This window comes from Kitasatospora sp. NPDC015120, assembly GCF_043080305.1.
Taxonomy (GTDB): domain Bacteria; phylum Actinomycetota; class Actinomycetes; order Streptomycetales; family Streptomycetaceae; genus Kitasatospora.
Genome location: NZ_JBIBVJ010000012.1, coordinates 170,356 through 183,314, shown reverse-complemented (window position 1 = coordinate 183,314; position 12,959 = coordinate 170,356). Strand labels below are relative to the sequence as shown.

Annotated in this window: 13 protein-coding genes; 10 read left to right on the top strand and 3 right to left on the bottom strand. The window is 76.0% G+C overall.

Going from position 1 to position 12,959, the window contains the following annotated elements; genetic code table 11:
• The first annotated feature begins 150 nt into the window (after positions 1–150).
• The 4 genes from ACF1AK_RS25295 (at position 151) to ACF1AK_RS25280 (ending at position 2,768) form a co-directional block, all read left to right on the top strand.
• Positions 151–396, top strand: a complete 246-nt coding sequence (locus tag ACF1AK_RS25295) for a TM2 domain-containing protein (RefSeq protein WP_380292877.1) — start codon at positions 151–153, stop codon at positions 394–396.
• A 3-nt stretch (positions 397–399) separates the two neighbouring features.
• Entirely contained in the window at positions 400–843 is a 444-nt protein-coding gene (locus ACF1AK_RS25290) for a DUF2752 domain-containing protein (protein ID WP_391501094.1), read from the top strand.
• 390 nt (positions 844–1,233) lie between these two features.
• Positions 1,234–1,884 (top strand): IclR family transcriptional regulator, encoded by a 651-nt coding sequence (locus tag ACF1AK_RS25285; protein WP_270146684.1) that lies wholly within the window; start codon positions 1,234–1,236, stop codon positions 1,882–1,884.
• A 77-nt stretch (positions 1,885–1,961) separates the two neighbouring features.
• On the top strand, positions 1,962–2,768 hold the full coding sequence (locus ACF1AK_RS25280; protein WP_391501093.1) for a S16 family serine protease: 807 nt from the start codon (positions 1,962–1,964) through the stop codon (positions 2,766–2,768).
• A gap of 84 nt (positions 2,769–2,852) precedes the next feature.
• Here the strand turns inward: ACF1AK_RS25280 and ACF1AK_RS25275 are convergent, their stop codons facing one another.
• A complete protein-coding gene (locus ACF1AK_RS25275) occupies positions 2,853–3,314 on the bottom strand; it encodes an Lrp/AsnC family transcriptional regulator (protein WP_391501159.1) in 462 nt (153 codons plus the stop codon).
• 318 nt (positions 3,315–3,632) lie between these two features.
• Here ACF1AK_RS25275 and ACF1AK_RS25270 point away from each other — a divergent pair, with 318 nt between their 5' ends.
• Positions 3,633–4,208 carry a VOC family protein gene (locus ACF1AK_RS25270; protein ID WP_391501092.1) on the top strand — a complete coding sequence of 192 codons (576 nt, stop codon included), beginning with the start codon at positions 3,633–3,635 and terminating at the stop codon, positions 4,206–4,208.
• 9 nt (positions 4,209–4,217) lie between these two features.
• Here ACF1AK_RS25270 and ACF1AK_RS25265 read toward each other — a convergent pair whose 3' ends face one another.
• Positions 4,218–4,769, bottom strand: coding sequence for a hypothetical protein (locus ACF1AK_RS25265; protein ID WP_391501091.1), 552 nt, complete (start codon positions 4,767–4,769; stop codon positions 4,218–4,220).
• Between the two features lie 154 nt (positions 4,770–4,923).
• Between ACF1AK_RS25265 and ACF1AK_RS25260 the strand changes: the two genes are divergently transcribed.
• From ACF1AK_RS25260 to ACF1AK_RS25245, 4 genes are all read left to right on the top strand, one after another.
• Positions 4,924–5,649 (top strand): response regulator transcription factor, encoded by a 726-nt coding sequence (locus ACF1AK_RS25260; protein WP_380292889.1) that lies wholly within the window; start codon positions 4,924–4,926, stop codon positions 5,647–5,649.
• Entirely contained in the window at positions 5,646–7,217 is a 1,572-nt protein-coding gene (locus ACF1AK_RS25255) for a sensor histidine kinase (protein WP_391501090.1), read from the top strand. Before ACF1AK_RS25260 ends, ACF1AK_RS25255 begins: the two co-directional genes overlap by 4 nt.
• A gap of 211 nt (positions 7,218–7,428) precedes the next feature.
• The gene (locus tag ACF1AK_RS25250; protein ID WP_391501089.1) at positions 7,429–9,087 is read left to right on the top strand and encodes a cellulose binding domain-containing protein; all 1,659 of its coding nucleotides are present in this window, start codon (positions 7,429–7,431) and stop codon (positions 9,085–9,087) included.
• A 161-nt stretch (positions 9,088–9,248) separates the two neighbouring features.
• Positions 9,249–10,649 (top strand): glycosyltransferase 87 family protein, encoded by a 1,401-nt coding sequence (locus ACF1AK_RS25245; protein ID WP_391501088.1) that lies wholly within the window; start codon positions 9,249–9,251, stop codon positions 10,647–10,649.
• A 32-nt stretch (positions 10,650–10,681) separates the two neighbouring features.
• Here the strand turns inward: ACF1AK_RS25245 and ACF1AK_RS25240 are convergent, their stop codons facing one another.
• The gene (locus ACF1AK_RS25240; RefSeq protein WP_380292894.1) at positions 10,682–11,098 is read right to left on the bottom strand and encodes an SsgA family sporulation/cell division regulator; all 417 of its coding nucleotides are present in this window, start codon (positions 11,096–11,098) and stop codon (positions 10,682–10,684) included.
• A 406-nt stretch (positions 11,099–11,504) separates the two neighbouring features.
• On the opposite strand from ACF1AK_RS25240, the gene ACF1AK_RS25235 reads away from it, so the two are divergent.
• Positions 11,505–12,938, top strand: coding sequence for an RDD family protein (locus ACF1AK_RS25235; protein ID WP_391501087.1), 1,434 nt, complete (start codon positions 11,505–11,507; stop codon positions 12,936–12,938).
• Positions 12,939–12,959: the final 21 nt, after the last annotated feature.

The window sequence follows — 12,959 nt, the reverse complement described above, 5'->3', positions numbered from 1 at the left end:
CCGCCTCCGGGCCGCCGACGCCGCACGCCCCCCGTCCGGGGCCGGCCGTCGCAGCCCCCGGTGATTCCGGTCGGCACCTCACCGACCCGGGGGGACATGACGCTCCGTCGTGCGCCCGGGCCTGTCTGTCTTTCAAGGAGTACACCGAACGTGTCGTACCAGCAGCCCTACGCCCAGCAGCCCGAGCTCTCCGACAAGTCGAAGGTCGTCGCGGGTGTCCTGCAGATCCTGCTCGGCGGCCTGGGTGTCGGCCGCTTCTACACCGGCCACATCGGCATGGGCATCGCCCAGCTGCTGACCTGCGGCGGCCTCGGTGTCTGGTCGCTGATCGACGGCATCCTGTTCCTCACCAGCAACGACCGCACCGACGCCCAGGGCCGTCTGCTGCGCAGCTGAGCCTTGGCCACGTCCGCGAAGGCGCGCCGCCGCCCCGGCCACACCGGCCGGGGCGGCTTCGCCGTTCCCGGACGGCTGCGCACGGCCTGGGCGCCGGTCGCGGTGCTGGCCGGCGGCGCGGCCGGTGCCGCGTACCTGTGGTCGCGCGACCCCCACCGGCCGGGGCAGGCGCTGCCGTTCTGCCCCTGGCGCAAGGTCACCGGGCTGCAGTGCCCCGGCTGCGGCGGCACCCGGATGGCCTACGACCTCCTGCACGGCGACCTCGCCGCCGCCTGGCACGACAACGCGGCGCTGCTGCTCGCGCTGCCCCTGGTGGCCGGGCTCTACCTGGTCTGGCTGCGGCACGGCCTGGCCGGCCGGAGCTGGCAGCCGCCGCTCGGCCGGCGCGGGACGGCCGTGCTGCTCGGGGTCGCGGCCGGCTGGACCGTCCTGCGCAATCTGCTCTGACCCGGCGTCCCCTGCGACACGATCCGTTCCGGTACGACCTGTTCTGACGCCTTCTGACCGGACGCCGGCCGATCCGTCCGGAACTCGGACTGTGGTCGAACCTGCGAACGCCTGGTCGGGGTTGTTCGTTCTGCTTTGTCCTGATTTGACGAGGCGTGAAAAGTTGATCTTGCCCGAATTTTGGACAAACACTTCCGCCGCCGCAATTCCTTCACTACCTTTCCCACACGCTCTCCCGCCGGGCGACCCCCGCGAGACGGGCGCCGCAGGGCCCCAGGACGTCAAGGACGACTCTCCGCGGCCCGAGCGCGGCCACCCACCTGCGCGCGACATCCGAGTCGTGGACCGGTCAGTCGATCCGCGACCCGCCGCGGAAAGGAATTGCGTGTCGTGACTGCAGAGACCTCCCAGACCCTGGACCGCGGTGTCCGGGTCCTCAAGCTGCTCGCCGACTCGGAACGCGGGCTCACCGTGACCGAGCTGGCGGCCCGCCTCGCCGTCAACCGGACCGTCGTCTACCGGCTGCTGGCCACCCTGGAGCAGCACGGGCTGGTCCGCCGGGACATCGGCGGCCGCGCCCGGGTCGGCCTGGGCGTGCTCCGGCTCGCCCACCGGGTCCACCCGCTGCTGCGCGAGGCGGCGCTGCCCGCGCTGCGCAGCCTCGCCGAGGACCTCGGCGCCACCGCCCACCTCACCCTGGTCGACGGCAACGAGGCGCTCGCGGTGGCCGTCGTCGAACCCAGCTGGACCGACTTCCACGTCGCCTACCGCACCGGGCTGCGCCACCCGCTGGGCGAGAGCGCGGCCGGCCGGGCGATCCTGGAGGCCCGGGCCTTCCCGAGCCAGCGCCGGCCGGAGCAGGGCTTCGTCATCACCCGGGCGGAGGAGCAGTCGGGGGCGTCCGGCGCGGCCGCGGCGCTGCTCGGGCTGAGCGGCATCGAGGGCAGCGTCGGCGTGGTGATGCTCAACGGGCTCGTCCCGGAGCGGGTCGGCCCCCGGGTGGTGGAGGCCGCCACCGAGGTCGCCGACGCCCTGCGCTGACCGCCCGGCGGGGCGGGGGCCGTCCGGGTGGCCGTGTGCGTGCCCGCCGGGCGGCCCCGGTGTGTTTGGATGCCCCTGTGTCCGACACCAAGCTGCCCCCGGCCCTCACCTCTCCCCGGACCCGCGCCCTCGCGCTCTGCGGAGCCCTGGTCACCGCGCTGTTCGGCGTGGCCGCGTTCGTCCCGCTGCCGTACACGCTGACCTTCCCCGGCGTGACCGCGGACACCCTCGGCAGCTACCAGGACCGGCCGGTGCTCACCATCACCGGCGCGCCGGTCCGCACCCCCCGGGGGCAGCTGCGGATGGTGACCATCTCGGCGACCAACCCGGGGGAGCGGAACACCTTCTGGCGCTCGCTGCGGGCCTGGTTCGACGAGGACGAGGCCGTGCGGCCCACCGAGACCGTCTACCCGCAGGGCGACCCGGCCAAGGCCGAGGAGGTCACCGCCCAGCAGATGACCGAGTCCCAGGACGCCGCCACCGCCGCCGCGCTCTCCTACCTCGGGCTGTCGCCCGCCCAGGTGAAGGTGAAGGTCGACCTCGGCGACATCGGCGGCCCGAGCGCCGGCCAGATGCTCGCGCTCGGCATCATCGACAAGCTCGCCGGGGACGGCAAGGGCGGCGACCTCACCGGCGGGCTGACCGTCGCCGGCACCGGGACCATCGACGACCAGGGCGTGGTCGGCCCGGTCGGCGGGGTGCCGCTGAAGACCCAGGCGGCGGCCCGGGACGGCGCGACCGTCTTCCTGCTGCCCAAGGACGAGTGCGCGGACGCCAAGGTGAACACCCCCGCCGGGCTGCGGCTGGTGCCGGTCGGCACGCTGGCGGAGTCGGTCTCGGCGCTGGAGGCGCTGCACGCCGGCGGGCCCGTCGCCACCTGCTGAGCCGCGTCCGCCCGGCGGTCCGCGCCCGTCGGCCGCGCCGCGCCCGTCCGTTGCGCCGCGCCCGCCGTCCGCGCGGCTCCGCGACTACTCGGCGGCGGCCTGGTCGACCAGCGGCAGGATCCGGTACGGCACCGGGTTCTCCAGGGCGATCGCCGTCGAGGAGCGGACGATCCCGTCGAAGCCGACCACCCGGTCGATCACCCGCTGCAGATCGGCGTTCGACCGGGCCACGATCCGCACCATCATGTCGCCGTGCCCGGTGATGGTGTGCAGCTCCAGCACCTCCGGCACCGCCGACAGGTGCGCGCGCACGTCCGCCCCCTGGCCCTGGGAGATCTCCAGGGTCGCGAAGGCCGTCACCGGGTAGCCCAGCGCCGCCGGGTCCACCTCCGGGCCGAAGCCGCCGATCACCCCGCGCGCCTGGAGCCGGTCCAACCGGGCCTGCACCGTGCCGCGCGCCACCTGGAGCCGGCGCGAGCACTCCAGCACCCCGATCCGCGGCTCCTCGGCGAGCAGCCGGATCAGCCGGCCGTCCAGCACGTCGATCGCGTCGTTGGTGCTCCCGGCAGGGCCGCCGGGCGCTGCGGAATGTCCGTGCCCGGAAGGCGAGTTGGACGATCCGAGGGCGCCCGGGGAGCTGGGGGAGTGGGCGGGGGGCATCGAGGGCTCCGTCCTCCGGTGGGCATTCTGTACAGCGGTGCGTCCGATTGTCCCGTCCCGGAGCACAGCTTGACCAGGAGGAAACGGAACAGTTGCGCGGACGTCGGCCCGGCGCCACCCTCCAGCCACAACCCCGTGCACCCGTCCCCACCCCGGGGCGCCGGGGGCGACCCGTGGTCCCGCACCCCGACCGGGAGAGCCGACATGACCGACACCGCCGCCGAACGCGTGCTGCTCGCCGCCGGCCCGGACCCGGCCGGCCCCGGCGCGTCCGCGCCCGTCCCGGCGGGCGCGGAGGAGCCCGGGCTGCTCCCGATGGGCCGCGCCGACGCGGTGGTCTTCGCGGTCGGCGACGCCGAGCGGGCGGCCCGCCGGTACGCGGTCGCGCTCGGGCTGCGCTGCACCGCGTACGCCGGGCCCGAGACGGGCGAGCCGGAGACGGTCTCCTACGTGCTGCGGGCGCCCGGGACCAGGTTCGTGCTGACCTCGCTGGTCCGGGCGATCGGGCCGCGCGGCCGGGAGCTGGCCGGGCACCTCGCCCGGCACGGCGAGGGGGTGATCGACCTCGCGGTGGCGGTGCCGGACGTCTGTTACGCGTACGACTACGCCGTCGACCGGGGCGCCGCCTCGCTCGCCGAGCCCTACGAGGTGCGGGACGCCTACGGCACCGTGCTGCTCGCCGCGATCGAGGTGCCCGGCGGGACCAGACACACCCTGGTCGAGCGCTCCCGGTACCGCGGGCCCTACCTGCCGGGCTACGTGCCCTTCGACCGCTGGTGACCGGCCCGCTCAGCGGACGACCCGGTCGACCCTCGGCGGGTAGCCGTTCCAGGAGACGATCACCGAGTTGGCCTGGTCGTCCTTGGTGAAGTCGACCCGGAACCACTGCGGGCCGTTCCAGACCTGCATCTGCCAGCCCGAGTCCGGCGTCGCCGAGACCAGCGAGGCGTGGTCGGACTGGAGGTCCACGGCGACCCGGCCGCCCGGGACGGGATAACTGTGCACGGAGGACGTGGTGCTGGTGGCCGGTGCCGGGCGGGGAGTGGCCGTCGCGGTGGGCGACGGGGGCGCGGAGGCCGTCGCCCTGGCCGGGGGCGCCGACGCCCGGCCGGTGGACGGCGTCGCGGCCGGCTCGGTGCGGCCGGCCGGCTGCGGCTGCGTCGCCGAGGGCGTCGGCGTGGGTCTCGGCCCGTCGGCCGCGGCCGGCGAGGGCAGCGACAGCGCGGTGGGCTGTTCGAAGGCGGCGCCGGTCAGCACGGTGTGCACACCGAGCCAGGACAGCGCCACCGCCGCCCCGGTGGCCGCCGCCCAGGCGCCGAGCTGTACCAGTCCGTTCCGCATCGTGCGCACATCCTGCCGTATCTCCCCGGCGCACAGGCGGGCGCCCCGGCACTTCCCCAGGGAACTTGCACAAGTGCGGCCGGCCCCGCACAGACCGGCGCGAACCAACCCGAGGTACAGACCAATCGGGGCCGATGGCGTACCGTGCAGGCCCATGGCAACAGTGCTCGTGGTCGAGGACGACCCCTTCGTACGATCCGCCCTCATCCGCCACCTGACCGACACCGGCCACGCGGTTCGCAGCGTGGGCACGGCACTTGAGGCGCTGCGCGAGGTCGCCCAGGTCGGCTGCGACCTGGTGATCCTGGACCTCGGCCTGCCGGATCTGGACGGCAGCGAGGCGCTCAAGATGATCCGCGGCCTGACCAACGTCCCGGTCATCATCTCGACCGCCAGGGACGACGAGGCGGAGATCGTCCGGCTGCTCAACGACGGGGCCGACGACTACCTGGTGAAACCGTTCTCCGGGGAGCACCTGAGCGCCCGGATGGCCGCCGTGCTGCGCCGGCTCGGCGGCGGGGCGGCCCCGGTCAGCCAGGTGCTCCGGGTCGGCGGGCTGGCGATCGACCTCCAGCGCCGGGAGGCCTCCCTGGACGGCCGGGCACTGGACCTGACCCGCCGTGAATTCGACCTGCTGGCCTTCCTCGCGGCCCGGCCGGGCGTGGTGGTGCCGCGCAAGGAGATCCTGGCCGAGGTCTGGCGGCAGACCTACGGCGGCGACCAGACCATCGACGTGCACCTGTCCTGGCTGCGCCGCAAGCTCGGCGAGACCGCGTCCAGTCCGCGCTACCTGCACACCGTGCGCGGGGTCGGGGTCCGGCTGGAGGCCTCCGGACAGGCCACCGGGTCCGGGCCCGTCCCCGTGGAGCGCCGGACATGAGGCGGTTGCGGCACTCGCTGCGCTGGGCGCTGATCAAGGCCGCGGTGGCCGGGACCACCATGGTCGCGCTGGCCTTCCTGATCCCGCTCGGCCTGATGGTCCAGCAGACCGCCCGGGACCGGGCGTTCACGGCCGCCGAGCGGCAGGCCGCGGCGCTCGGCCCGGCGCTGGCCATCACCACCGAAGAGGACGCCATCGTCCGGGCGGTGGCCTCCACGGACGCGGGCGGGCAGGGGCGGATGGCGGTGCACCTGCCGCCGCCGGAGTCCGCCGCCGGGTCGGGCACCGCCTCCGGTACGGCCGGCGCCGCGGGCGGGGTGGCCGCGGCGCCGGGCGGGACGGGGACGACGGTGGGCGCACAGGGCGCCCAGGGCGTGCCGGGGACGGCGGGGACGGCGGGGACGGCCGCCGCCGCGGCCTCCAGCCCGGCCGCCGGCGCGACCATCGGCGAGGTCCGGGCGCTGGACGCCGACGTGGCCACCGCGGGCTTCCAGGGGCGCTCGTTCACCGTTCAGGTGCCGGGCGGCTTCGCGCTGCTCCAGCCGTTCGCCGTGGACACCGCGCGGACCGCCGTGGTCGAGGTGTTCGTGGCCGACGACGACCTCACCCGGGGCGTCGCCACCGCCTGGCAGGTGCTCTCCGGCGTCGCGCTCGGGCTGGTCGCCATCTCGGTGCTGGTCGCCGACCGGATGGGCGCCCGGATCGTCGCCTCGGCCCGCCGGCTCGCCGCCGCCGCCCGCGCGCTCGGCGCGGGCGACCTCGCCGTGCGGGTGCCGGTGGAGGGCAAGCAGGCCGCCGGCAGCCCCGCCGAACTGCACGAGGCCGCGCACGCGTTCAACACGATGGCCGACCGGGTGGTCCAGCTGCTCGCCGCCGAGCGGGAGCTGGCCGCCGACCTGTCGCACCGGCTGCGCACCCCGCTGACCGTGCTGCGGCTGAACGCCGCGTCGCTCGGCGAGGGCGACGCGGCCGACGCCACCCGGCACGCGGTGTCGCAGCTGGAGCGCGAGGTCGACCAGATCATCCGCTCGGCCCGCCGGGCGCCCGAGGACGCACCGGCCGTCACCGTCGGCTGCGACGCCGCCGAGGTGATCCGCGAGCGGGTCGGCTTCTGGTCCGCGCTCGCCGAGGACGAGGGCCGCCCCTGGCAGCTGACCGGCGCCGAGCAGGAGACGCCCGTCCCGGTCCAGCGCGGCGACCTCGCGGCGGCGGTGGACGCGCTGCTCGGCAACGTCTTCCGGCACACCGCGGTCGGCACCGCCTTCTCGGTGGACGTCCTGCCCACCGAGAGCTCGGTGATCGTGCTGGTCGGGGACGCCGGCCCGGGCTTCACCGACCCGCAGGCGGCGCTGAAGCGCGGCGAGGGCCACGGCGGCGAGGGCTCCACCGGCCTCGGGCTGGACATCGTGCGCAAGCTCGCCGAGGCCACCGGCGGCGACCTCGCGCTCGGCGCCTCGGCCGTGCTCGGCGGCGCCGAGATCCGGCTGCGGCTGCGCCTGCGGCAGGACGGCGCCGCCCCGGTGCGGGCCGGAAGACGCCGCGGCCGCGGGCCGCTGTTCCCGCGCTGAACGGGGTGGTCGCGGGCGAATGGCGAAAGGTTTCGGCGCTCGGAAGGGGCCCCGGGGGGCCGGGGGGAGGGCTCGCTCCCCTCTTTCTTAAGCGCACCGTAAGGGAGTTCTACCCCTGGCTCAGCAGGCGGTTTCCGGCCATTCGGCGCCGTTAGCGTCATCGGCGTCGGTCACCCGGCCGCCCACCTGCCAGCCCCGGAGGTAAGCCCCCATGACGACCCAGCAGCCCCACCGCCGCCCCGGTGGCCGCCGTCGGCGCAGCCGCAAGGGCGTGCTGCTCGGCGCTTCCGCGGTGGCCGCCGCCCTGGTCGCCGGTGGCGTCGTCGTCCTCGCCTCCTCGGCCAGCGCCGCCTCGCTCGGCGCCGTCTACAGCCGCACCAGCAGCTGGGACTCCGGCTTCACCGGCCAGTACCTGGTCACCAACCCGGACAGCAGCGCCATCGAGGACTGGACGCTCAGCTTCGACCTGCCGGCCGGCGCGAAGATCGACTCGCTCTGGAACGCCACCTTCACCGCCGAGGGCCAGCACATCACCGTCCGGCCGGAGGCGTGGAGCAAGCGGCTGGAGCCGGGCAAGAGCATCGTGGTCGGCTTCGTCGCCCAGGGCTCCGGCGCCGCGCAGGGCGAACCGGGCAACTGCCTGATCAACCGGGCCTCCTGCAAGCCCGGCGACGGCACCGTGCCGACCCCGTCCGGCCGGCCGACCACCACCGCGACGGCCTCCCCGTCCGCCACCGCCACCGCCGCGCCGTCGGCCTCGGCCTCCGCGACGGCCACCGCGTCCGCCACGCCCACCGCCGCACCGACCACCGGGGCGCCGAGCCCGACCGCCACGGCCACCACCCGGCCGACCACCCCGGCCCCGACGGCCACCGCGAGCGCCACCACCACGGCCGCCCCCACCACCCCGGCGCCCACCGCCACCGCGACCGGCACCCCCGCCCCGGCCGGCGGCGCCGGCTTCTCCCCGTTCGTCGACACCTCGCTCTACCCGCCCTACGACCTGGTCGCCACCGCCAAGGCCAGTGGCGTCAAGGACTTCAACCTGGCCTTCGTGGTCTCCGGCGGCGGCTGCACCCCGAAGTGGGGCGGCGTGAGCGACCTCTCCGCCGACGCGGTGGCCGCCCAGATCGGCGCCCTGCGCGCGATCGGCGGCGACGTCCGGGTCTCCTTCGGCGGCGCCAACGGCAGCGAGCCGGCCCTCGCCTGCACCTCGGCCGCCGACCTCGCCGCCCTCTACCAGAAGACCGTCGACGCCTACGGACTGACCAAGATCGACTTCGATGTCGAGGGCGGCGCGATCGCCAACGCCGCGGCCAACACCCGCCGCGCCCAGGCCATCGTCCAGCTCCAGAAGAACGCCGCCGCCAAGGGCAAGGCGCTGGAGGTCTCCTTCACCCTCCCCGTGCTCCCCTCCGGCCTGACCCAGGAGGGCGTCAACCTGATCGCCGACGCCAAGAACAACGGCGTGGCGATCAGCGCGGTCAACGTCATGGCGATGGACTTCGGCGACGGCGTCGCCCCCGACCCGCAGGGCCAGATGGGCAAGTACGCCATCGCCGCGGCCACCGCCACCCAGGCCCAGGTGAAGAGCGTGCTCGGGCTCGACGACGCCGCCGCCTGGCGCAAGGTCGCCGTCACCCCGATGATCGGCGTCAACGACGTCGCCAGCGAGGTCTTCACCGTCGCCGACGCCAAGCAGCTCGCCGACTTCGCGAAGAGCAAGCACCTGGCCTGGCTGTCGATGTGGTCCGGCACCCGCGACAAGGCCTGCGAGGGCGGCGCCAAGCCGTACGCCGATGCCAGCTGCAGCTCGATCGTCCAGCAGCCGCTGGACTTCACCCGGGCCCTCGGCGCCTACACCGGCTGACCCCGCCCCACCGACTCCGGCCGTCCGTGCCCCGACCGCAACGGGGCACGGCCGGCCGGCACCATGGCCGGGTGGTCACGTTGCGTCACCAGCCCGATCCGGACCGGCCGCGGGGCATCGGGTATCGTCGCTGGTTGGCCGACCGGCGGACGGAGCGAAGAGTGACAGCGGTGCAAGACGAGCGCGGCATGGTGCCCAGTGCACCGGACCGGGCGCCCGCCTCCCGGCCGGACCGGCTGCGCACCGCCCTCGGCGCACCCCTGCGCGCCCTGCGCGAGGCCCCGCGCCGCCCGCTGCTGGCCGTCTCCGCGGTCGCGTTGTTCTCCCTGCTCGCCTACGCGGTGGTCCGGCACTTCGCGCACACCTCGATGGTGGACATGATCGTCTACCGGGCCGAGGGCGCCGCCGTCGCCAACGGCGAGGACCTCTACGGGCTGCGCGTCACCCAGTGGAACCTGCCCGCCACCTACCCGCCGTTCGCCGCGATGCTGTTCGTGCCGACGACCTGGTTCCCGATCCCGTTCCTGAGGGTCGCGGTCACGCTCTGCAACCTCGGACTGCTGGCGCTCTTCGCCCACCTGTCCTTCAAACTGGTCGGCTGGCCGCGCCGGGACCTGCGCGCGATCGGCGTGATCCTGGTCACCGGCGCCGGCGTCTGGCTCGAACCCGTCTACACCACGCTGCGCTACGGCCAGATCAACCTCGCCCTCGCCTGCCTCATCCTCTGGGACCTCACCCGCCCGGACGGGCGCCGCAGCAAGGGCGTCGCGATCGGCATCGCCGCCGGTATCAAGCTCACCCCCGGCCTGTTCGCGGTCTACCTGCTGCTCACCGGCCGGATCCGGGCCGCCCTCGTGGCCGGCGCGACCTTCCTCGGCACCGTCCTGCTCGGCGCGCTCGTCCTTCCCGACGCCACCTGGGGCTTCTGGACCACGTACCTCTACGACTCCTCGCGGGTCGGCAAGACCGAGATCGTCGACAACCAGGCGCTCAGCGGCGCCGTCGCCCGGCTGCTGCACACCGCCGAACCGGGCACCGTCGCCACCCTGGCCGCCGCCGCCGTCGCGGTGGCCGGCCTCGGCGTGGCCGCCCGGGCCGCCCGCAGCGCGCGCTGGCTGTCGCGCTCCGAGGCCTGGGGCGTCTGCTGTACCGCCGTCACCGCCGTGCTGATCTCGCCGATCAGCTGGACCCACCACTGGGTCTGGTGCGTGCCGGTGCTCGTCCTGCTCGGCTGCGAGGCGGCGGTCGAACGGGCCCGTCCGGCCGCCGTCCGGAAGGTCCGCTGGCGGGCCGCCTTCGCGGCCGTGCTGATCGCCTTCCTGTCCTTCGCGATGTGGCTCGCCAAGCCGCAGGGCGCGCTGGTGCTGGAGCTGTCGCCGCTGCGTCAGGTCCCGACCTCGGTCTACCCGCTCGTCGGTATCTGTTTCCTGCTGGCCGCCGCGCTACGCGTGCGCGCCCGGCGCGCGGCGGCCGGCGCGCCCGCGGCGGCGCTGCCCGGCCAGCGCGGCGGGGGACGACCGGACTCCGCGCGCGAGCGTCAGCAGGCCCCCGCGGCCCGCTGATCCGCCCGGGCCGCCGGGGGCGGTGCGGCGCCTCATGCGAGCAGGGCGGCCAGCGAGCCGTCCATGTCCAGCGCGGCCATCTCGCTGCCCGGCGGCACCAGCCGGTGCGCCCGCTCCAGCCAGGCGGCCACCGCCGGCAGCGGCGCCTCCAGCAGCGCGTCCCCGGCGGGCGAGCTCAGCGCCAGGCAGAGCACGCTGCGCCGGCCCGAGCGGGTCGGCCAGATCCGCACGTCGCCCTGGCCGCAGGGCCGGAAGGTGCCCTCCACCAGCAGCTCGCGGGCGAACACCCAGGTCACCGGCGAGCCGGTGTCCAGGTGGAAGGTGATGTGCACGGCGTAGGGGTCGTGGCTGCCGTACGACAGCCGGGCCGGCACGGGGACGCTGTGCTCGGGGGAGAGCACCAGGTTGAGCTCCAGCTCGTGCTCGACCACGCTCGTCGGGCGCTCCATGATCGGTTCCTCTCTGCCTGCGGTTCGTGCCCGGTTGCGGGCCCTGTGACCTTGGAGAGCGCGGTCGGGGAGCGCTCTTACACAGGTTTCCGGGAATTCCCGGGATTTCTTGCGGAGATCCGTCGGCGGTGGTGCGGGGAGTGGTGAACGCTGGACCTCGGGGGCGCGTGGTCGGGCGTACGCGCCGTCTTCCTTACCGTGGGCGGCCCCGGCCTGTCCGGTGAATGGCCAACTTCACGTCCTCCGCCCGCGGAGGTACTACCCTTTGTGACTGCCCGGCGACTGTCCGCCTCCTCGGCGGCACCCCTCGCGCGCCGGCGGCGGAGCCACCCGGGTCGCCCGTGCCACCGTCGCGCGCGCCCCTCGCCGGGCGCGCCGCATCGGCCTGCCAGGAAAGCGAGCCCCCATGACGGACCGGCCCCTCGCCGGCGGCAGCACGGACACGGCCGCCGGCCCCGCGCCGGGCTACTACCCCGACCCCTCCATCCCCGGCTACGTCCGCTACTGGGGCGGCTCGGCCTGGGTGCCCGGCACCAGCCGGCCCGCCCCGGCCGAGGGCGAGGTGCTCCCACCGCCCCGGTACACGACCCGCCGCCCGGGGGCGTCCGCCGCCGGGGGCGGGGCGGGGCGGTACGTGCCGCCGCCGGTGGCGGTGGCCGCCGAGGCGGCGGGGGAGCCCGAGGGGCGGCGGACGCCGTCCGGCGGGGACAGCGGGCCGGTGTACCTGGACCAGACCGGGGGCGGGGCGTCGTTCACCTTCGTGGTGCCGGAGAACGGGCCGGTGTTCCGGCGCGGCGGGGAGCGGGCACCCGCGGCGGGGGCGGTGGGGGCCGGGCGGGCGTTCGAGCGGGTGCCGGGACCGGGGGCGGAGCCGGTGCCGCCGGCGGGCGCGGTGTTGCTGCCGGAGCCGTTCCCGGAGCCCTGCCCGGAGACCGGGCCGGCGCCGGAGCCGGCCGGGTGGCAGGCGGATCCCCGGGCGCAGCACGGGCTGGGGGAGGCGGGCGACGAGTCGCGCTGGGTGTCCTGGGGGGTGCTGCCGGAGGCGGCGGAGGTGCCGCCCGCCGGGGCGGTGCCCGTCCCCGAGCCGCCCGGCCCGCGCCCCGGCCCGGCTCCGGAACCGGCTCCGGCTCCGGAACCGGCTCCGGCTCCGGAACCGGCTCCGGTGCCGTCGCGGGCGCTGTCGCCGTCGGTGTCGGCGTCGCCGGAAGCTCCTCCGGTGGAGGCGGCGGCCGGGGCGGACGCCGAACCCGTCCCGCCCGCCGCCACTACGCCCGCCGCGGTGCGGCCCCCCGCCCCCCGGCCCGCCGCCACCCCCCGACGTCGTGCCGCGCCGCCGCCGCAACCCGCCGGGCTCGGCCGCCGCCTCGCCGCCCGGCTGGTCGACACCGCCGTGCTGGCCGTGGTCGCCGTCGCCGCGGGCGTCCCGCTCGGCCGCTCGGTCGAGGCCCACCTCCAGCGCAAGCTGGACCGGGCCCGGATGGCCAGCCGGCTCACCCACCGCCAGATCGACGTCTGGCTGGTCGACGGCACGGTGGCCGGCAAGGCCGCCGTCCTGCTCGGCATCCTGCTGTTCGTGGGCCTGCTCTACGAGGTCCTGCCGACCGCCCGCACCGGCCAGACCTTCGGCAAGCGGCTCGCCCGGATCCGGGTGGTCGCGGTCGGCCGCACGGCGGCGGGCGGCGCTCCGGGCCGTCCGGGGATCGGCCGTTCCCTGGTCCGGTGGCTGGTCCGGCAGCTCTCGATGCTGCTGCCGGCCGGGCTGCTCTGGCCGCTGTTCGACCGCCCGGCGCGGCGCGGCTGGCACGACCGGGCGGCCCGCACCCGGGTCGTCCGGCAGTGAGGCTCCGCCGGCCTCACCCCC